Origin of the sequence: Bacteroides sp. AF34-31BH, assembly GCF_003602795.1 — a bacterium.
Taxonomy (GTDB): Bacteria; Bacteroidota; Bacteroidia; order Bacteroidales; family Bacteroidaceae; genus Bacteroides; species Bacteroides uniformis.
The window spans coordinates 491480-512757 of the sequence record NZ_QTLV01000002.1; the positions used below are offsets into that span (position 1 = coordinate 491480).

Below are 21278 nucleotides of genomic sequence, written 5' to 3' on the forward strand. Positions count from 1 at the left end.
TTCTTCTGCCTGAATAATTAATATAAAATTCATATCCGCTCTTTACTCAAGCCGATGCTTGAATTTCTTGAAACTCACCGTTATCAGCAATACCGCCATCGTGGCAAGTATGCCGACCTCCATCAGCACAAGCGAAACATCCACTCCCTCAATCATCAGCTTACGCACCGCCTGGATATACCAGCGTGCAGGAAGCACAGCTGAAATGGCCTGCAAGATAACGGGCATACTCTCAATGGGGAATATCATGCCCGAAAGCAACATGGTGGGCATCATCAGCATCAGTCCGGACACCAGCATGGCGGCAACCTGCGTCCGGGTGACCGTGGAAATCAGCAGCCCCAGCGCCAGGGAGACAAAAATGAATAGCAGCGACACCACCACCAGCCAGAACAAGCTGCCCGCCACGGGAACATCGAGCACATAGACCGAAAGTAGAAGAATGGTGGTCAAGTTGACAAACGACAGCACAAAATAGGGCACCGCCTTTGCCAGAATGATGAAAAGCGGTTTGACGGGAGAAACCAGCAGGACCTCCATCGTCCCCGTCTCCTTCTCGCGCACAATGGAGATGGAGGTCATCATGGCGCAAATCAGCATCAGAATAAGCCCCATGACACCCGGCACGAAGTTGTAGGCACTCTTCATCTGCGGATTGTACAGCAACTTGAGCTGGGGTACAATGGCAGCGGCATGCACTCCCGGCGGAAGCATCTCCTGCCCGGCAGAGGAGATGATGTTTGCGGCATAGCCTGCCTGCATAGTCGCCATATTGGGGTCTGTGGCGTCGGAGACAAGCTGCACGCGCGCCTCGCCGGTATAAAGCTTGTCCGAGAAACGCTCGCTGAAAACAAGCGCCATGTCAATCTCCCCTCTTCCGAAAGAAGCCTCCATATCGGCGGGAGAATGCAGGCGGCGGATGACGGTGAAGTATTCGCTTGCATCCATGCGGTCGATGATACGGCGGGTAACTACGTCATTCGACGGGTCGAGCACCGCCACACGCACGTTCTTCACCTCGGTGGTGATGGCAAAACCGAAAAGGATTATCTGCACGATGGGCATGCCCAGCAGAATCAGCATCGTGCGCCGGTCGCGGAAGATATGGAAGAACTCTTTTCGGATGAAAGATATGAATTGTTTCATTGTCTATATTTATATTTAGGCTCGGATAATGCGGATTTCACGGATTTTCAGTCGGCGGTTCGCACGGCTTGACGAGCCAGTTGTTGGAATACATCGTCCATCGTAGTGGCATTGAACTGCCGTTTCAGCTCCCCGGGAGTGTCGAGTGCACGGATGACGCCGTCTACCATGATGGAGATGCGGTCGCAATACTCCGCCTCGTCCATAAAGTGGGTGGTGACAAAGACGGTGATGCCCTCGTCGGCAGCCTGGTAAATCAGCTCCCAGAACTGGCGGCGCGTGGCAGGGTCCACCCCACCCGTAGGCTCATCCAGAAAAACAATCTTGGGACGGTGGAAGATGGAGACGGAGAAGGCCAGCTTCTGCTTCCAGCCCAGCGGAAGGCTTTTCACCAGTGTATCCCGTTCCTTTTCCAGCCCGAGGCGGAGGAGCAGCTCATCCGTCTTGGGGGCAATCTCCGCTTCGGGGATGCCGTAGATACCGGCAAAGAGGCGGATATTCTCCCACACCTTGAGGTCTTCGTAAAGGGAAAATTTCTGGCTCATGTAGCCGATGTTCTTCTTCACTTCTTCGGGTTGGGAAGCCACATCGAAACCTGCCACACATGCCTTGCCGCCGGTGGGGCGGCTAAGTCCCGTAAGCATGCGCATGGCGGTGGTCTTGCCTGCCCCGTTGGCTCCCAGGAAACCGAAAATCTCGCCCCGATGGACTTGGAAGGAGATGTGGTCTACAGCGGTGAAATTACCGAACCGCTTGGTCAACCCTTCCACTTCAATCACCTTGTTTTCGTGGTTTTCCACCCGTTCGTGCTGCAAGCCCGGAGGGCAGAGGATGCCCGCAAAGCGTGTCAGGATACGGTCGGGGGTATCGATGCCTTTTATCTCTCCTTCGTTGATGAAGGCGATGCGGTCGCATTGGCGCGCTTCGTCGATGATGGGGGTGGAAGCAATGATGGTGATACCCTGCTCCTTCAGTCGGCGAAGCATTCCCCAGAATTCCTTGCGGGACACGGGGTCGACGCCCGTAGTGGGTTCGTCCAGAAAGAGGACATCCGGTTTATGGATAAGGGCACAGCTAAGGGCGAGTTTCTGCTTCATGCCGCCGGACAACGCTCCGGCGCGGCGCTTGCGGAAAGGTTCTATCTGCCGGTAAATGTCGCGCACCAAATCATAATTCTCCTCGATGGTGGTGTGGAAGACGGTGGCGAAGAAATTGAGATTCTCCTCCACCGTCAAGTCCGGATAGAGGGAGAAGCGTCCGGGCATATACCCCACCCGCCTGCGGATGGCTTTGTAGTCCTTCACCACATCCAGACCGCAGACCGAGGCCGAGCCTCCGTCGGCAAGCAGCAAAGTGGTGAGGATGCGGAAAAGCGATGTCTTGCCCGCACCGTCCGGCCCGATGATGCCGAAAAGCTCACCGGGAGCCACTGACAGAGAGACGCCCCGCAGGGCTTCCAAGCTGCCGTAACGCTTGGAGATATTAGTTAAAGTTACAGCCTCCATACATTCCTATTTTCAGCATCCCGTCATTCTTCACGGCAATCTTTACGGCATAGACCAGATTGGCACGCTCGTCTTTCGTCAGGATAGTTTTTGGAGTGAATTCGGACGTATCGGAAATCCAGGTAACGATGCCGGGGTATTCTTTCCGCACTTCCTTTCCATAATCCGCATAAACCTTCACTTGCTGTCCCAGCTTGATTTCGGCAAGCTGCTCGGAGGTGATGTAGGCACGGAGGTAAATCTGCTCCATATCCGCCACTTTGAAAAGAGGGGTGCCGGGAGCAGCCAGTTCTCCGGCTTCGGCATATTGGGCAAGGACGGTTCCCGTCAGCGGAGAGGTGATGTGGCATTTGCGCAGCTGGTCTTCTATCTGCGCCACCTGGATGCCGACAGAGGAGCTTTGCCACGTCAGGCTGCGGTCACTGTTGCGCAGGGTGGAGTTCTGTGCGTCGAGCTGCTTGCGGAGGACTTCGAGAAGGGACTCGGCATCATCGAGCTGCTTCTGGTTGGCGGCACCCACACGGAGCAGGTTGGACACGCGGTCGCGCTCGCGCCGTGCCTGCACAATCTGTTCCTGAGTGGCGGCTACTTGTTTCAGGATATCAGGCCGCTGGCCTTCCACGGACTTGACACTGGCCTCCAACTGGAGTTTCTTCAGATAGAGTTGGACGGTATCTATAATGCCTACTTCCTGCCCGTCTTTCAGTGTCGTGCCTTCCTCGATGTCGAAACTCAGCAGTTTTCCAGACGCCTCGGCAGAAACGATGACTTCGGTAGCCTCGAACGTTCCCGTCGCATCATATTTCGGAGTACCACCGGTACAGGCGGCAAGGAGAAATAAAAAAGGAAATAATTTCAATGATTTCATACTATTTCAAGTTATAAATTACGGATTATAGTCATTAATTGTTCAGCGTATATTTCAGCTGCCAGATGTTCATCAGCAACTGCACCTCATGCAATGCCTTGGTCTGTCGTGCCATACTTTCATTGGTAATCTCCCGCAGCATATCGGTCACGGTCATTGTCCCGTTCTGCACCTTGGCCTCGGCTGCACGGCGGATATTCCCACGCAGACGGATAATCTCGTCATCATCCGCCATCTGGCGGCGCATGGATACAATGCCCGCATCCTGCTGCGTAGCCTGCAGGCGAATGTTGAAAAGGAACACATCCCGGCCGGTCTCTATCTGTTGGCGGGTATTGTCTATCCTGCGGCGGTCGTTCTTCAACGTATACAGACTGCCGAAATTCCAGGACATGCGCACCCCCGCCATATAATAGGCGTTGAATTCATCTTTCAGCATATTCAATCCCGGATTGCCGTATGCCCCTTGTACAAAAAGGCCGAAACGCGGCATCAACCGGGTGTTCAAGGCTGCCTCCTGCTGGTGGAGTTGCTCTCCCTGCGCATCGTACCAACGAAGTTCGGGGCGGTTGTTCATCTGCCGGTCTATGTTTTCTTCGGCAGCCGGTTTCAATAAAACCGTTTCGGAAGAGAGATCCTTGCCCGTAAAGGCAGCAAGCATGCTGAGGTATGCACGGCGGGTGGTCTCCAATTCCACACGGTGCTGCCTGGTGTTCAGTTGCTCTACGCTGACTGCATCCAGGTCGCTCAGGGTGGCGATGCCATTGGCTATATAGTCGGCTACCTGCTTGTGGGTTCTTCCTAAATCTTCTTGCAAGAGGCTGTTCTGTTTCAGCTGTTCGTCCAACAGCAGGATGCCGAAAAAGAGCTGGTTCACCCGGTCAGTCAAGGCATACATGTCTACATGCTGTTTTTCCAGTTCCACTTCCGAGGCGGCACGCGTCAATCGTTTTCTGGAACGTATATCCCCACCATCCCAGAGGGTCTGCTGCACTTCGAGCATCACCTGGTACTGGTCTTTCGAAGCAGTCTTGATGTCGAGATTAGGGATTTCGACCGGTAGCCGGGTGATGTCACTCTGGTACGTGGCCTTGCCGGATAGGGAAAACTGGGGCAAGTAACCTTTTCCGGCATTGGAGAGGTCGTACCCGCGTGCCTTTTCTATCAGTCCGTATTGCCTGACCAACGGATAATTGTCTTGCGCCCGGCGCTGGCACTCTTCCAACGTGAGCTGGGCATGTGCCAGCATGGCGGCAAGAGAAAGGGTAAAAAAGAAAACGGTTCGTTTCATATCCATTCTGTTTCTTGTTTATTCTACATGGTTTTGTTCTATACACATGCAAAGATAAAGGCATAACCCTATAACCATACAATCCATTTGTGCGCAAAGATGTTCTAATAGTACGACATTTCGTAGAAAAAGACAAATAATAGGAACACTTTATTATCTTTGCGGTGGAAATATACATTATTCATAAAGGGAAAGATATGGAAAAGAACAAACCGATAAGCGTCGCATTCGAGGACATCCGCAACAATCCGGATTTTATAGAACATTCCGAATACAGATTTATAAACGACGATTTGGGAATGGTCATCAGTTTTCAAGCAATAGGATTCAGGCTATTCCGCACCCAGCAACCTTATCGTGCCAAAGAAGGAAGGATTGTACGCATCATGCAAGGTAAGGGCCGAATCTCCATCAATCTTATCGAATATGAAGCTACAGCCCACGATATTATTATCATCCCTGACAATTCGCTGATAGAAATATCGGAAGTCAGTCCCGACTACGAATTCCAAGTCATCATGCCCACTGCCAATTTTCTGCCCGTACTACAGAATTCCATTCTTTCGGAAGCTTATACACGAAACGGAATCCGCCTTTCATGCAACAACGAGGAATGGGCACACATCAGCAGCTTCTTCTCTTTATTGTGGAATATACTACATTGTTTGCCCTACCGCCGCGGAGCTGTACAGCACTTGATTGTCTCACTTCTCTATAACCTTAAGTATATCCACGAGCACACATGCAAGTCAACTCCGGCACGCCTTTCACGCCAGGAAGAGCTATTCCGCCGCTTCATCGCTTTGGTGAACCAACACAGCAAGCACGAACGCAACGTCAACTTCTATGCCGACAAGCTATGCCTGACACCGCACTATCTGAGTTCGGTGATACGTGAAACAAGCGGACAAACCGTGATGCAATGGATTAATCAAGCAGTTATCCTCGAAGCCAAAGTATTGCTGAAACACAGTAATCTACTGGTGTTTCAAATATCAGACGAACTGAACTTTCCCAATCCGTCGTTCTTCTCGAAGTTCTTCAAACGTATGACGGGGATGACACCGGCGGAATACCAGAAACAAACCTGACCTCAAAACAGCTGTCCTATACGGGAGCCTGACGGTCCGTCGCAAGAGTCCGCTTCCAATGCCAGCATCCCTTGTTTGGCTGCCAGTCCACCGGCATAGCCTATCAGCGTATGGTTGCTGCCCACCACACGATGGCAGGGGATGAGTATGGAGAGGGCATTTGCCCCATTGGCAGCCGCCACCGCACGTACGGCTTTCGGATTGCCCAGCTTTCGTGAAAGCTCGCCGTAGGACACTGTTTTTCCGTAAGGGATGTTCTGCAACTCCTGCCACACCGTCCGCTGGAATTCTGTTCCGACTGCAAGCAGTGGAACATCGAATATGGTCCGCTTACGGGCAAAATACTCATCCAACTGAATGATTGCCCTTGCAATCACTTCCGAAGTGCCTTCCTCATAATCGGCATACAGCGCCTGCCGTATGCGCTTATCAACGGTTACTCTACGTTTCTCGTTCAGCATCCAGTCGCATAGGCAGAGTTTATCGCCGAAAGAGCCGAGGAGCAACTCGCCATAAGGAGATTGATAGTATTGGGTCAAAATTGTTTCCATCGAACTTAGTTTTCAGCAAAGATAGCAAATTAAATCATCATTTGTACTCCGCCCACGACTTGATAGCCAAATCATCCGGTGTCATCGTGCAGAATGCATTGATGAACGCACTTGCCAGACGGGCATTCGTTATCAACGGAATATTGAGGTCGATGGCGGCACGGCGTATCTTGTAGCCGTTATCCAACTCGCCTGCGGTGAGGTTCTTCGGAATATTGACCACCATGTCTATCTCCTTGCGGTGCAGCATGTCGAGTGCCTGTGGCTGGCGTTCGGGTTCGCTGGGCCAGTAGACGCGCGTATTCTCCACACCGTTCTCCGTAAGGAAGTTGCTGGAACCACCCGTGGCAAATATCTTATACCCCTTCTTCTGAAGCATACGCGCGGCAGAAAGCATGTCCACTTTCTGCTTCGGAGTACCGGTAGAAAGCAGGATATTTTTCTCTGGAATACGATATCCCACGGAGAGCATCGCCTTGAGAATGGCGCAGGAAGTATCGCTGCCGATGCAACCCACCTCGCCCGTACTTGCCATATCCACCCCCAGTACCGGGTCGGCCTTCTGCAGACGGTTGAAGGAGAACTGGCTCGCCTTGATGCCTACATAATCCAAATCGAACAGATTCTTGTCCGGCTTCTGTACCGGAATGCCGAGCATCACCTTCGTGGCAAGTTCAATAAGGTTTATCTTCAGCACCTTGCTGACAAACGGGAACGAACGGCTGGCACGGAGGTTGCACTCAATCACCTTGATGTCGTTCTCGCGTGCCAGATACTGGATATTGAACGGACCGGAGATGTTCAGCTCACGGGCAATCTCGCGGCTGATGCGCTTGATGCGGCGCACCGTCTCCACATACAACTTTTGTGGCGGGAACTGGATAGTGGCGTCACCGGAATGCACTCCGGCAAACTCGATATGCTCACTGATGGCGTACGCGATAATCTCTCCATCTTGCGCCACAGCATCCATCTCCACCTCCTTGGCATGCTCAATGAACTGGCTCACCACTACGGGATGTTTCTTGCTGACATTCGCCGCCAGCTTCAGGAAGCGTTCCAGCTCCTCCCGGTTGGAACAGACGTTCATCGCAGCGCCGGACAATACGTAGGAAGGACGGACCAATACCGGGAAGCCCACCTTATCCACAAAGGCGTTGATGTCCTCCAGGGAGGTCAACGCCCGCCATTCGGGCTGGTCTACACCAATGCGGTCGAGCATGGCGGAGAACTTGTCACGGTCTTCGGCATTGTCGATGCTCCTGGCGCTTGTGCCGAGAATAGGTACCTTCTGCGCATCGAGGCGCAGGGCAAGGTTATTCGGTATCTGACCACCGGTAGAGACAATCACCCCGTGGGGATTCTCCAGTTCGAGAATATCCATCACGCGCTCGAAGGTGAGCTCGTCGAAGTAAAGACGGTCGCACATGTCATAGTCCGTAGACACGGTTTCGGGGTTGTAGTTTATCATGACACTGCGGTAGCCTTCCTGGCGGATGGTGTTCAGGGCCTGCACGCCGCACCAGTCGAACTCTACGGAAGAACCGATGCGGTAGGCGCCGGAGCCCAATACGACAATGGACTTGCGGTCGCCGAGGTAACGGACATCATTTGCCGTGCCGCTATACGTCAGGTAGAGATAGTTGGTCTGTGCGGGATATTCGGCGGCAAGGGTATCTATCTGCTTCACTACGGGCAGAATGCCTGCACTCTTGCGGAAATTGCGGACGGCAAGGATGGCTTCTTCGCCGTCCATTGCTTGTTCCAAGCCGAGGGCACGGGCTATCTGGAAATCAGAGAAGCCTTGTACTTTGGCTTTACGCAACAAGTCCACGGGAATCATTGGCAACTCTCCATCAGCCATAAAAGAGTGCAGTTCCCTGCTGGTATCCATGATGTTCATCAACTTCTCCAGGAACCAACGGTCTATCTTGGTCAATTCGTGCACCTGGTCCACCGTATACCCGGCACGGAAGGCTTTGGAGATGACAAAGATACGTTTGTCGGTAGGTTCGCGCAGAGCCTTGTCCAAATCGGCAATCACCAGTTCCTTGTTCTCTACGAAGCCGTGCATGCCCTGGCCTATCATGCGAAGCCCCTTCTGGATGGCTTCCTCGAAAGTACGGCCGATAGCCATCACCTCGCCTACCGACTTCATGCTCGAACCCAGCTCTTTGTCCACCCCGTGGAACTTGCCCAAATCCCAACGCGGTATCTTGCAGACCACATAGTCCAGGGCGGGTTCGAAGAAAGCGCTTGTAGTCTTTGTCACAGAGTTGTTCAAGTCGAACAAGCCATAGCCCAAGCCGAGTTTTGCCGCTACAAACGCCAACGGATAACCCGTTGCTTTAGAGGCAAGTGCAGACGAACGGCTCAAGCGTGCATTTACCTCGATTACCCGGTAGTCCTCGCTCATCGGGTCGTAGGCATACTGCACGTTACACTCTCCCACAATGCCGATGTGACGGATAATGCGGATAGCGAGTTCACGCAATTTATGATAGTCCGTATTGCTCAACGTCTGTGACGGGGCAATAACGATGGACTCACCTGTATGGATGCCCAGGGGGTCGAAGTTCTCCATGTTGCAGACCGTGATGCAGTTGTCGAAGCGGTCGCGCACCACCTCGTATTCCACTTCCTTCCATCCCTTCAGCGATTTCTCCACCAGCACCTGCGGGGAGAAGGAGAAGGCTTTCTCCACCAGCACATTCAGCTCTTCTTCATTGTCGCAGAAGCCCGAACCCAGTCCGCCAAGCGCGTATGCGGCACGGACAATGACCGGGTATCCCAGTTCCCGGGCTGCGCGACGGGCATCCGCTGCATTCTCCACAGCTTCGCTCTTGATGGTCTTTACATCAATCTCATTCAGTTTCTGCACAAAGATTTCACGGTCCTCCGTGTCAATGATGGCCTGCACGGGAGTGCCGAGAACCGTCACGCCGTACTTCTCGAAAATCTTGTCTTTATAGAGGGAAACACCGCAGTTCAGTGCCGTCTGCCCACCAAAAGCAAGCATGATGCCGTCCGGGCGCTCCTTCTCTATCACCTTCTCCACGAAATAGGGCGTGACGGGCAGGAAGTAAATCTGGTCGGCAACTCCTTCCGAGGTCTGTACCGTGGCAATGTTCGGATTGATGAGAACCGTGTAGATGCCTTCCTCCTTCAATGCCTTGAGCGCCTGCGAACCGGAGTAGTCAAATTCTCCTGCCTCACCGATTTTCAGTGCACCGGAACCGAGCAGCAGGACTTTCTTTATATTGTTTTCTTTCATTTGCATATCTGTTTATTAAAAATGTAATAGTAGTAATAAAACCTTATCTTTCTCTTACCTTACACAATCAGTCACTAATTGAATGGCATTCAGTATAGGACTGAAAGGTATTCACTCTGGGACTGAATGACATTCAGTATGGGACTCATTATACCGTCTTTTACATACTGATTATCAAGAGATTACGAACGCAACCATTCTTGATAAAATTCTCTTACTAAAGCAACTTCACAAAGTCATCAAAAAGAAACTCCGTATCCGTCGGCCCGCTGGCAGCTTCGGGATGAAACTGTGCGGAGAACCAGGGATTGCATTTGTGGCGGATTCCTTCATTAGAACCATCGTTCATATTGATGAAAAGCGGTTCCCAGTCTTCTGTCAGCGTGTTGTTGTCTACGGCATACCCATGATTCTGTGAGGTGATGAAGCAACGTTCCGTACCCACCATACGCACCGGTTGGTTATGGCTGCGGTGACCGTATTTCAATTTGTATATCTTGGCGCCCCCAGCTTTGGAAAGCAACTGGTTTCCCATACAGATGCCGAAGATGGGCAGTTTATCGTTCTGCATTGCCTTGCGGATATGCTGCACGGCAGCATCGCAGGTATCGGGGTCACCGGGACCGTTGGAGATGAACAACCCGTCGAACTCCATTCCAGTATAATCATAGTCCCAAGGAACGCGAATCACTTCCACGTCACGTTTCAGCAGGCAGCGGATGATGTTATGCTTGACGCCGCAATCCACAAGGAGCACTTTCTTCTTACCGGTTCCTTCGTTGTAACGGATAACCTCCTTGCAGCTAACTTTATCCACATAATTCACATCGGCATAAGAGGCCTCAGGCATTTCATCCGATTCATCATCAAAGGCGATACGTCCCATCATCACCCCATGCTCGCGAAGCACCTTTGTCAGTTCGCGGGTATCGATGCCCGTGATGCCCGGAATCTGTTCGCGTTTCAGCCAGTCACCGAGGCTTTCCACCGCATTCCAATGGCTATAATTTTCGCTATAATCGCTTACAATAATGGCTTCGGCATGGATATGCTCGCTCTCCATAAAAGTGGCAAGCCCATTCGGTTCGAGAGTAAAAGGCGGCACACCGTAATTGCCCACCAACGGATAGGTGAGCGTCATCAGCTGTCCGGCATACGAAGGGTCGGTCAGGCTTTCGGGATAACCCGTCATGGCTGTGTTGAAGACCACCTCTCCCGCTACCGGTTTTTCAAAACCGAACGACTTGCCGTGGAAGCGGCTCCCGTCGTCGAGGATTAGAGTTACATTTCTCATTGATTCAATTAAAATTGATAAACTTGTTCTATATAATCAATAAATGCCTTGTTCAGCAGCTTCACACCGCCCGGCGTAGGATAATCGCCGCTGAAGTACCAGTCACCCGGATGCTTGGGGCAGGCCTCATGCAGCCCCTCGAGAGGCTGGTAGACAATCTGCACTTTGGCTTTCGTCCCTTTCGGAGTAAGAAGCTCCACCATCTTGGCAGAGATTTCCTCATCAGTGAAAGGAGCATAAATCTCCTTCACGTAATTCACCATCTGTTCTTTGGGCAGGCCTACCTGCTCCTTGGACTTGCGGTAGGCGGCGGCAATTACATCGCGCATCTCACGCTCCTTCAGCAGTTCCACAGCAGCCTTGAAGGCGATGAATTCGCTCATCTTAGCCATATCGATGCCATAGTAGTCGGGATAGCGCACCTGCGGTGAAGAGCTTACAATGACTATCTTCTTCGGCTCCAGACGGTCGAGGATGCCGATGATGCTCTGCTTCAGGGTGGTTCCGCGCACTATCGAGTCGTCGATGATGACCAGATTATCCACTCCCGGGACAAGGCTTCCGTAAGTGATGTCGTACACATGGGCGGCAAGGTCGTTCCGGCTGTTTCCTTCGGCAATGAAGGTACGCAGCTTGATGTCCTTGATTGCCACCTTCTCGCTCCGTATGCGCCGCGACAAGATATGCTCCAGTTCGTCGTGGCTGGGACTATGCCCCAAGGCGGCAATCTGCTGCACCTTCTCCTCGTTGAGGTAGTCGTCCAATCCCTGCAACATACCGTAGAAGGCGACTTCCGCCGTATTGGGGATGAAGGAGAAGACGGTATGGTCCACATCGTTGTCGATGGCTTTCAATATGTTGGGTACAAGTTTCTCACCCAGCAGTTTACGTTCCCGGTAAATGTCCACATCACTGCCTCGGCTGAAGTAGATGCGCTCGAAGGAACAAGGTTTCACCTCGCGCGGCTTGTTGATTTGCACGGTGCGCACCTTGCCGGCCTTGTTGATAAACATGGCTTGTCCGGGTTGCAGCTCCTTGATGGATTCGACAGGAACATTAAGGGCTGTCTGTATCACGGGACGTTCGCTGGCAAGCACCGCTATCTCGTCGTCCTGATACCAGAAGGCTGTACGGATGCCCCATGGGTCGCGTACGGCGAAAGTCTCTCCGCTGCCGGTAAGTCCGCACATCACGTATCCCCCGTCCCACTCCTTGCTCGAAGTGCGCAGCACGTTGGCAAGGTCGATGTGGTTTTCTATATAACGGGTGATGTCCATGCCTGCCAGCCCTTCCGCTTCGGCAAGGTTGAAGAGGCGCTCCACTTCGCGGTCGAGGCGATGTCCCAACTGCTCCAGCATGATGTAGGTATCGGCATATTTGCGCGGATGCTGGCCGATGGCGGTAATGCGTGCGAAGATTTCATCCACATTCGTCATGTTGAAGTTGCCGCAGAGGGCAAGATTCTTGGCACGCCAGTTGTTTCTCCGGAGGAACGGGTGCACGTACGAGATGCCGGACTTTCCGGTAGTGGAGTAACGCAGGTGTCCCATATAGACCTCCCCTGCAAAGGGCAGCACACGCTTGGCATAGTCCGCATCATGCAGCTGTTCCTTGGTCAAGTCCTTGAAGTGGCCCTGCACCGTACCGAAGATTTCGGTAATGGCGCCCGAGCCGAGAGCACGCTCACGGAACATATATTCCTCGCCGGGACTGGCTTCCAGTTTCACGCAGGCCAGTCCGGCACCTTCCTGCCCACGGTTGTGTTGTTTCTCCATCAGGAGATAGAGCTTGTTGAGTCCGTACATCCATGTTCCGTACTTCTCTTCATAGTACTCCAGCGGTTTCAGCAGGTGTATCATGGCGACGCCGCATTCATGCTTCAGTTGTTCCATCTATTTATTTACAATTTACCATTTACAATGTACAATTTTAAGTGTACAATTTTCTTTTCCTTATTATAGCATACAATTACCATTTACATTTACCCCTCCCAAGCGCAGCCCCATTGTACATTGTAAATGGTAAATTGTACATGTCCTCATTCTACAGTCACCGACTTCGCAAGATTCCTCGGCTGGTCCACATCCATTCCCTTGCACACGGCAATGTGATAGGCAAGTAATTGCAGAGGTACCGTAGTTATTAACGGATCAAGGCACTCCATTGTTTCGGGAAGCTCGATGCAAGTGTCGGCTATTTTACTGATGACCGTATCTCCCTTTGTCACAATGGCGATAACCCTGCCTTTACGCGCCTTTATTTCCTGGATATTGCTCAGCACCTTTTCGTAAAGCCCATTCCGGGTGGCAATAACCACCACCGGCATCTCGGCATCTACCAAGGCAATGGGACCATGCTTCATTTCGGCGGCAGGATAGCCCTCGGCATGGATATACGAAATCTCCTTCAACTTCAAAGCACCTTCCAGGGCTACGGGATAACTGTATCCGCGTCCCAGATAGATAAAGTTGTGTGCATAGGTGAATATCTTGGAAAGTTCCGCTATACGGTCGTTCAGTTTCAAGACCTCCTTCATCTTGTCGGGGATATGTCCCAATTCCTTGACAATTGCCAGGTATTGCCCTTCGTCCATCGTCTTTTTCTCTTTGGCAAGTGTCAGGGCCAGCATGGTAAGCACCGTTACCTGCCCGGTGAAGGCTTTGGTGGATGCCACCCCTATTTCCGGTCCCACGTGGATATAGGAACCCGTATGCGTGGCACGGGGAATACTGGAACCGACGGCATTGCAGATGCCATATATAAATGCCCCACGATTTCTGGCAAGCTCCACGGCTGCCAGCGTATCGGCCGTTTCTCCGCTTTGCGAGATGGCAATCACTACATCGTTGCTGTCAATCACCGGGTCGCGGTAACGGAACTCACTGGCATACTCCACCTCCACCGGAATACGGCAGAAGCTTTCAATCAAATGCTTGCCGATGAGGGCGGCATGCCATGACGTACCGCATGCCACGATGACGAAGCGTTTGGCCGCCAGCAGACGTTCCTTATAATCAATCACTGCAGAAAGAACCACGTTCGTACCCTCCACATTGATACGCCCGCGCATGCAGTCGTGAATGCAGCCGGGCTGTTCGAAGATTTCCTTCAGCATGAAGTGCGGATAGCCTCCCTTCTCCAGCTGGCCGAGATTGAGCGCTACCGTCTTTACCTCGTGCGGACATTCCACATTCTTCAGGTTAACAACCTTCAGCTTCTCTCCCCGGCGGATGAGGGCAATCTCTTCGTCTTCCAGATACACCACCTTATCCGTATATTCCACAATCGGCGTGGCATCCGAAGCCAGGAAAAACTCTCCTTCACCGATGCCCACCACCAGCGGACTGCTCTTGCGTGCAGCGATTATCCCATCCGGATTGTCCTTGTCGAGCACCGCAATGGCATACGCCCCAATCACTTCCTGCAAGGCAAGTTGCACCGCCGTCAGCAGGTCAATATGGTTTGTCACCTGAATGTATTCAATGAGCTGTACCAGCACCTCGGTATCAGTGCTGCTTTTAAATACATAACCTTTGGCTTGAAGTTTTTCTTTAAGGACGGCGTAGTTTTCAATAATGCCGTTATGGATGAGGGCGAGGCGTTCGGAAGAGGAATAATGGGGATGGGCATTGACGGAACAAGGTTCTCCATGAGTGGCCCAACGTGTATGTGCAATACCAATGTTACCGGAAATATCTTTTTGAGCAACGAAAGTTTCAAGTTCCGAAACCTTACCTTTCGCTTTGTACACGTTCAACTGTCGGTTATCACTGATTAATGCTACCCCTGCACTATCATATCCACGGTACTCCAACCGCTTCAGACCTTTGATAAGAATGGGGTAGGCTTTCCTTTGACCTATATAGCCTACTATTCCACACATAATGTATCAGTATTTGATTTTGCGCTGCAAATATACATATTCTTAAGAACATAAAGTTAATCTTTTCACTATTTATTTATCAAAAGAATAGAAAAAAGTTGTTTTTACATCAAAAAGTTAAAGAAAGTATTATTTTAAAAGCAAAAGGCTTAATTTATAAATCCAAATCAAACCGTCTGATTTTGATTTAGGATTAAAAGAAAACAGAGGGTGTTTTCTATCAATTCATAACTTCATCTTCTATCGCAGGAATTTTGCAAGAAAGAAGGCAGGAATACATATTAGCATTTTGCAATTAATACCATATATTTGCCGAACATTTTGAAACCACAAACAATATTATACAGCAATAAAGAAAGCTTATAATCATGAAACAAGAACTTTTTAACAACAAAACAAAAGCAGAGGATTACCAGCGACAGCCCAAACAGTTGGGCTTGTATGAGGCATCCCATGAGCACGATGCCTGCGGAGTAGGCATGCTGGTCAATATCCAGGGAGGAAAATCACATGAACTGGTAGAATCGGCATTGAAGGTACTGGAAAACATGCGCCACCGTGGAGCGGAAGGGGCGGACAACAAAACCGGAGACGGTGCCGGCATCATGCTGCAGATACCGCACGAATTCATTCTGTTGCAGGGCATTCCCGTTCCCGAGAAGGGAAAATACGGCACCGGCCTGCTTTTCCTTCCCAAAGACGGAAAAGACCAGGCTGTCATCTTGAGCGTCATTATCGAAGAGATTGAAAAGGAGGGATTGACCCTGATGCATCTGCGTAACGTGCCCACTTGCCCCGAAATATTGGGAGAAGCGGCTCTTGCCAACGAACCGGACATCAAGCAAATTTTCATCACCGGATTTACGGAAAGCGAAACCGCCGACCGCAAACTCTATATAATAAGGAAAAGGATAGAGAACAGAATACGCAAGTCGGACATCCCCACCCGCGAGGATTTCTACATCGTCTCGCTCTCTACGAAGAACATCGTCTACAAGGGCATGCTCTCTTCCTTGCAGTTGCGCAACTACTTCCCCGACCTCACCAACAGCTACTTCACCAGCGGACTGGCATTGGTGCACTCCCGTTTCAGCACCAACACTTTCCCCACCTGGGGACTGGCACAGCCTTTCCGCCTGCTGGCACACAACGGCGAAATCAATACCATCCGCGGCAACCGCGGCTGGATGGAAGCCCGTGAGAGTGTACTCTCCTCTCCCGCCCTGGGAGACATCCGGGAGATACGCCCCATCGTGCAACCGGGCATGAGCGACAGTGCCTCACTGGACAATGTGCTCGAGTTTCTCATCATGTCGGGCCTGAGCCTGCCGCACGCCATGGCCATGCTCGTACCGGAATCCTTCAACGAAAAGAATCCCATCAGCGAAGATTTGAAAGCTTTCTATGAATACCACTCCATCCTGATGGAGCCGTGGGACGGACCGGCGGCACTGCTTTTCAGCGACGGGCGCTATGCAGGCGGCATGCTCGACAGGAACGGACTGCGCCCTGCACGCTACCTGATTACGCAGGGCGGCATGATGGTAGTGGCCAGCGAAGTCGGCGTGATGGATTTCGAGCCGGGAGACATCAAGGAAAAAGGACGCCTGCAACCGGGCAAGATACTGCTTATAGACACCGAGAAAGGCGAAATATATTATGACGGCGAACTGAAGAAACAACTTGCCGAAGCCAAACCATACCGCACTTGGCTGGCCGGCAACCGCATCGAGCTGGACGAACTGAAAAGCGGTCGCAAAGTCTCCCATAGCGTGGAGAACTACGACAGCATGCTGCGCATCTTCGGCTACTCCAAAGAAGACGTGGAACGGCTGATTGTCCCGATGTGTACCACCGGTGCCGAACCCATCAACTCCATGGGCAATGACACCCCGCTGGCAGTACTCTCGGACAAGCCGCAACTACTGTACAACTATTTCCGCCAGCAGTTTGCCCAAGTCACCAACCCTCCTATCGACCCGATACGCGAAGAACTGGTAATGTCGCTGACCGAATACATCGGAGCCGTAGGCATGAACATACTGACACCCAGCGAAAACCATTGCAAGATGGTGAGGTTGAACCATCCCATCCTGAACAACGCCCAGCTGGATATTCTCTGCAACATCCGGTACAAAGGCTTCAAGACCGTGAAGCTGCCCCTGCTCTTCGAAGTGGCAAAAGGGTGCCAGGGATTGCAGGAAGCATTGGCAACCCTCTGCAAGCAGGCGGAAGAATCCGTCAACGAAGGAGTGAACTACATCGTGCTTTCCGACCGCGACGTAGACGCCGCCCATGCCGCCATTCCGTCACTGCTTGCCGTGTCGGCGGTACACCACCATCTTATCTCCGTGGGCAAACGGGTGCAGACGGCACTGATTGTAGAAAGCGGCGAAATCCGCGAAGTGATGCACGCCGCACTGCTGCTGGGCTTCGGAGCCAGCGCACTGAATCCGTATATGGCTTTTGCCGTCATCGACAAACTGGTGAACGAAAAGGAAATACAGCTCGACTACGCCACTGCCGAAAAGAAATATATCAAGTCCGTCTGCAAAGGCTTGTTCAAGATTATGAGCAAGATGGGCATCAGCACCATCCGTTCTTACCGGGGCGCGAAAATTTTCGAGGCCGTAGGACTGAGCGAGGAGTTGAGCAATGCCTACTTTGGCGGACTGAGTTCACGCATCGGAGGCATACGCCTGGATGAAGTGGCACGCGACGCCATCGCCTTCCACAAGGAAGGGATGGAGGTTCTTAAAAAGAAGGGGGAAGCGGAGCTATTGCCGAACCGCGGACTGTATGCCTTCCGCAAGGATGGTGAGAAGCACGCCTGGAACCCGGAAACCATCAGCACACTGCAACTTGCCACACGCCTGGGAAGCTATAAGAAATTCAAGGAGTTCACTGCCATGGTAGACAGCAAGGAATCTCCCATCTTCCTGCGCGATTTCCTCGACTTCCGCCGCGCTCCTATCAGCATAGACCGGGTGGAACCGGTAGAGAACATCGTACAGCGCTTTGTCACCGGCGCCATGTCCTACGGCTCCATCAGCCGCGAAGCCCACGAAGCCATGGCTATTGCCATGAACAAGCTGCATGGCCGGAGCAATACGGGCGAAGGAGGCGAAGACCGGGCACGCTTCATGCCGCGCGAAGACGGCACCAGTCTGCGCAGCGCCATCAAGCAGGTGGCCTCAGGACGTTTCGGTGTCACCGCAGAATATCTGGTGAATGCGGACGAAATACAGATAAAGATTGCCCAAGGCGCCAAGCCGGGCGAAGGCGGACAGCTGCCGGGCTTCAAAGTGGATGAAGTGATTGCCAAGACACGCCACTCCATTCCGGGCATCTCGCTGATTTCTCCCCCGCCCCACCACGACATTTACTCCATCGAAGACCTGGCACAGCTCATCTTCGACCTGAAGAACGTGAACCCACGGGCAAAAATCAGCGTGAAGCTGGTGGCAGAAAGCGGTGTGGGCACCATTGCCGCCGGTGTGGCAAAGGCAAAGGCCGATTTGATAGTCATCTCGGGTGCAGAGGGCGGTACGGGAGCCTCTCCTGCATCATCCATCCGCTATGCCGGCATCTCGCCCGAACTCGGTTTGAGCGAAACGCAGCAGACACTGGTGCTGAACGGCCTGCGCGGACAAGTGATGCTGCAAGTGGACGGACAGCTCAAAACAGGCCGCGACATCATACTGATGGCAATGCTCGGAGCCGAAGAATTCGGTTTCGCCACCAGTGCCCTGATTGTACTGGGTTGCGTAATGATGCGCAAATGTCACCAGAACACCTGCCCCGTAGGGGTGGCGACACAGAACGAAGAACTGCGCAAACGCTTCCGCGGACGCAGCGAGTATCTGGTGAACTTCTTCACGTTCCTGGCGCAGGAAGTACGCGAATACCTGGCGGAAATCGGTGTGGAACGCCTGGATGACATCATTGGACGCACAGACCTTATCGTCCGCAAGCCGGATGACGGAATCAGGAAACATCAGTTGATAAGCTTCGACAAACTACTGGCACGCGTAGACAATGAAGCCGCCATCCGCCACGTCACCGACCAACAGCATGGCATCGACCATGTGAAAGATGTAGAGATGCTACATGCCGCCGCCGAAGCCGTAGAGAACCAGAAAGAAATCTCGCTGGAGTACACCATCGCCAATACCGACCGTGCCTGCGGCGCCATGCTCTCTGGTGTCATTGCCGCAAAATACGGAGAAAAAGGGCTGCCCGAACATACGCTGAACGTGAAGTTCAAAGGCTCTGCCGGGCAGAGTTTCGGGGCATTCCTTGTCCCGGGTGTCAACTTCAAGCTGGAAGGCGAGGCCAACGATTATCTGGGCAAAGGTCTGAGTGGCGGACGCATCGCTGTCCTGCCTCCGGTACGGAGCAACTTCGAGGCAGAGAAAAACACGATTGCAGGCAACACCCTGCTTTACGGCGCCACAAGCGGTGAAGTTTACATCAACGGCCGTGCAGGCGAGCGCTTTGCCGTCCGCAACTCCGGTGCCACAGCCGTAGTGGAGGGTGTAGGCGACCACTGCTGCGAGTATATGACCGGCGGGCGCGTGGTAGTACTCGGACAGACGGGACGCAACTTTGCCGCAGGCATGTCCGGCGGTGTGGCCTACGTATGGAACCGGGACGACAACTTCGACTATTTCTGCAACATGGAAATGGTAGAACTGAGTCTCATCGAAGAGGCCTCCTACCGCAAGGAACTGCACGAGCTCATCCGCCAGCACTACCTGTACACCGGTTCCAAACTGGCACGCACCATGCTCGATGACTGGCCACGCTATGCCGACCAGTTCATCCAGGTAGTCCCTATCGAATACAAAAAAGTGCTGCAAGAGGAGCAGATGCAGAAATTGCAACAGAAGATTGCAGAAATGCAACGCGATTATTGAATCGCGAATTAATAATGAAAGAATGAAAGACTGAGGAAATTCCCCTTTCATTCTTTAATTCTTTAACTTTTTAATTTGTTCATCATGGGAGATCCAAAAGCATTCCTCAATATCCCCCGCCAAGAGGCGGGTTACCGTCCGATACACGAACGTATCACAGACTTCAGCCAAGTGGAACAGACACTGAACAGCCACGACCGCAAGCTCCAGGCCTCGCGCTGTATGGACTGCGGCGTACCCTTCTGCCACTGGGCATGTCCGCTAGGCAATAAAGACCCGGAATTCCAAGACGCGCTCTACCGGGGCAAATGGCGCGAAGCCTATCAAATACTGAACAGTACGAATGATTTTCCGGAATTTACGGGACGCATCTGCCCCGCCCTCTGCGAGAAGTCATGCGTACTGAAACTCTCGTGCAACGAGCCGGTCACTATCCGCGAAAATGAAGCCGCCATTGCCGAAGCTGCCTTTCGCGAGGGTTACATCACACCGTGCAAGCCCGAACGTAACGGAAAGAAGGTAGCCGTCATCGGCGCCGGCCCTGCCGGATTGAGCGTTGCCGTACGGCTGAACGCCAAAGGTTACGAAGTTACCCTATTCGATAGCAAACCGATGCCGGGAGGACTGCTGCGCTATGGCATCCCCAACTTCAAGCTGGACAAAGCCGTCATCGACCGCCGCATGAAAATCCTCGAGGCCGAAGGTATCTTGTTCAAGATGGGAGTCCATGTCGATGTGCAGAAACTGCCCGTCGGATTCGATGCCTACGCCATTTGTACCGGTACGCCCACCGCCCGCGACCTCTCCATTCCGGGCAGGGAGCTGAAAGGCATCTACTTTGCCCTCGACATGCTGGCACAGCAGAACCATATTCTGGATGGAGATACCTTCCCGAAAGACCAGCTCGTCAACGCCCGCGGCAAACGGGTACTCGTCATCGGCGGCGGCGATACCGGGTCCGACTGTATAGGCACCAGCATCCGCCAGGGAGCCGTCAGCGTAACCCAGATTGAAATTATGCCCCAACCGCCCATAGGACACAACCCGGATACTCCCTGGCCGCAATGGCCCGTCGTACTGAAAACCACCAGCAGCCACGAAGAAGGCTGTACCCGTCGATGGTCCCTCGCCTCTACCCGGTTCATCGGGAAGAATGGCAAGGTATGCGGTGTGGAAGTGGAAGAAGTGGAGTGGCTTCCGGCAACAGACGGTAACCGCCCTACCATGAAATCTACGGGTAAGAAAGAGGTCATCGAAGCCGATATGGTGCTTCTTGCCATGGGTTTCCTCAAGCCCGAGCAACCGAAGTTTGCAGAGAACGTATTCGTGGCAGGCGATGCCGCCCACGGCGCCAGCCTCGTAGTACGTGCCTTGGCCGACGGACGACGAGTGGCAACAGAAATAGACCGTTACCTCGAACCTCTAAAAGAAAACAAGAAATGATTTCCCTTTCTTT

At 52.6% G+C, this 21278-nt stretch carries 12 protein-coding genes; 3 read left to right on the plus strand and 9 right to left on the minus strand.

The annotated features are described in order from the left end of the window. Nucleotides 1-42 precede the first annotated feature (42 nt). The 4 genes from DWZ67_RS05625 to DWZ67_RS05640 are packed head-to-tail and all read right to left on the minus strand — an operon-like array spanning nucleotide 43 to nucleotide 4816. On the minus strand, nucleotides 43-1146 hold the full coding sequence (locus DWZ67_RS05625) for an ABC transporter permease (protein ID WP_044468708.1): 1104 nt from the start codon (nucleotides 1144-1146) through the stop codon (nucleotides 43-45). Nucleotides 1147-1193: 47 nt separating this feature from the next. Continuing rightward, the gene (locus tag DWZ67_RS05630; RefSeq protein WP_044468707.1) at nucleotides 1194-2651 is read right to left on the minus strand and encodes an ATP-binding cassette domain-containing protein; all 1458 of its coding nucleotides are present in this window, start codon (nucleotides 2649-2651) and stop codon (nucleotides 1194-1196) included. Next, nucleotides 2629-3519, minus strand: a complete 891-nt coding sequence (locus tag DWZ67_RS05635; RefSeq protein ID WP_009038348.1) for an HlyD family secretion protein — start codon at nucleotides 3517-3519, stop codon at nucleotides 2629-2631. The genes DWZ67_RS05630 and DWZ67_RS05635 overlap by 23 nt, the downstream gene beginning before the upstream one ends. A gap of 34 nt (nucleotides 3520-3553) precedes the next feature. Beyond that, nucleotides 3554-4816: a TolC family protein gene (locus DWZ67_RS05640; RefSeq protein ID WP_035448616.1), complete on the minus strand. Its 1263-nt coding sequence runs from the start codon at nucleotides 4814-4816 to the stop codon at nucleotides 3554-3556. 191 nt (nucleotides 4817-5007) lie between these two features. Between DWZ67_RS05640 and DWZ67_RS05645 the strand changes: the two genes are divergently transcribed. Beyond that, the gene (locus DWZ67_RS05645; protein WP_120138386.1) at nucleotides 5008-5901 is read left to right on the plus strand and encodes a helix-turn-helix domain-containing protein; all 894 of its coding nucleotides are present in this window, start codon (nucleotides 5008-5010) and stop codon (nucleotides 5899-5901) included. Nucleotides 5902-5903: 2 nt separating this feature from the next. Here DWZ67_RS05645 and DWZ67_RS05650 read toward each other — a convergent pair whose 3' ends face one another. The 5 genes from DWZ67_RS05650 to glmS form a co-directional block, all read right to left on the minus strand. Then, entirely contained in the window at nucleotides 5904-6452 is a 549-nt protein-coding gene (locus tag DWZ67_RS05650; RefSeq protein WP_044468003.1) for a methylated-DNA--[protein]-cysteine S-methyltransferase, read from the minus strand. 37 nt (nucleotides 6453-6489) lie between these two features. Beyond that, on the minus strand, nucleotides 6490-9726 hold the full coding sequence (gene carB, locus DWZ67_RS05655) for a carbamoyl-phosphate synthase (glutamine-hydrolyzing) large subunit (RefSeq protein WP_034529837.1): 3237 nt from the start codon (nucleotides 9724-9726) through the stop codon (nucleotides 6490-6492). Between the two features lie 217 nt (nucleotides 9727-9943). Then, a complete protein-coding gene (gene carA, locus DWZ67_RS05660) occupies nucleotides 9944-11020 on the minus strand; it encodes a glutamine-hydrolyzing carbamoyl-phosphate synthase small subunit (RefSeq protein WP_117990779.1) in 1077 nt (358 codons plus the stop codon). Between the two features lie 8 nt (nucleotides 11021-11028). Beyond that, on the minus strand, nucleotides 11029-12912 hold the full coding sequence (locus DWZ67_RS05665) for an amidophosphoribosyltransferase (RefSeq protein ID WP_120138337.1): 1884 nt from the start codon (nucleotides 12910-12912) through the stop codon (nucleotides 11029-11031). Nucleotides 12913-13058: 146 nt separating this feature from the next. Continuing rightward, nucleotides 13059-14903, minus strand: coding sequence for a glutamine--fructose-6-phosphate transaminase (isomerizing) (gene glmS / locus DWZ67_RS05670; RefSeq protein ID WP_044468006.1), 1845 nt, complete (start codon nucleotides 14901-14903; stop codon nucleotides 13059-13061). A gap of 365 nt (nucleotides 14904-15268) precedes the next feature. Between glmS and gltB the strand changes: the two genes are divergently transcribed. Further along, complete coding sequence (gene gltB / locus DWZ67_RS05675; protein WP_410492078.1) at nucleotides 15269-19822, plus strand: glutamate synthase large subunit; 4554 nt, start codon at nucleotides 15269-15271, stop codon at nucleotides 19820-19822. Between the two features lie 84 nt (nucleotides 19823-19906). Next, nucleotides 19907-21265: a glutamate synthase subunit beta gene (locus DWZ67_RS05680; RefSeq protein ID WP_120138387.1), complete on the plus strand. Its 1359-nt coding sequence runs from the start codon at nucleotides 19907-19909 to the stop codon at nucleotides 21263-21265. Nucleotides 21266-21278 lie beyond the last annotated feature (13 nt).

Bases quoted from the DNA above. Each gene is read 5' to 3' on its own strand.
- DWZ67_RS05665 (WP_120138337.1), bottom strand. From the start codon at position 12,912: ATGGAACAACTGAAGCATGAATGCGGCGTCGCCATGATACACCTGCTG.
- DWZ67_RS05645 (WP_120138386.1), top strand. From the start codon at position 5,008: ATGGAAAAGAACAAACCGATAAGCGTCGCATTCGAGGACATCCGCAAC.
- DWZ67_RS05650 (WP_044468003.1), bottom strand. From the start codon at position 6,452: ATGGAAACAATTTTGACCCAATACTATCAATCTCCTTATGGCGAGTTG.
- DWZ67_RS05625 (WP_044468708.1), bottom strand. From the start codon at position 1,146: ATGAAACAATTCATATCTTTCATCCGAAAAGAGTTCTTCCATATCTTC.
- DWZ67_RS05680 (WP_120138387.1), top strand. From the start codon at position 19,907: ATGGGAGATCCAAAAGCATTCCTCAATATCCCCCGCCAAGAGGCGGGT.
- DWZ67_RS05635 (WP_009038348.1), bottom strand. From the start codon at position 3,519: ATGAAATCATTGAAATTATTTCCTTTTTTATTTCTCCTTGCCGCCTGT.
- carB (WP_034529837.1), bottom strand. From the start codon at position 9,726: ATGAAAGAAAACAATATAAAGAAAGTCCTGCTGCTCGGTTCCGGTGCA.
- DWZ67_RS05630 (WP_044468707.1), bottom strand. From the start codon at position 2,651: ATGGAGGCTGTAACTTTAACTAATATCTCCAAGCGTTACGGCAGCTTG.
- glmS (WP_044468006.1), bottom strand. From the start codon at position 14,903: ATGTGTGGAATAGTAGGCTATATAGGTCAAAGGAAAGCCTACCCCATT.
- carA (WP_117990779.1), bottom strand. From the start codon at position 11,020: ATGAGAAATGTAACTCTAATCCTCGACGACGGGAGCCGCTTCCACGGC.
- DWZ67_RS05640 (WP_035448616.1), bottom strand. From the start codon at position 4,816: ATGGATATGAAACGAACCGTTTTCTTTTTTACCCTTTCTCTTGCCGCC.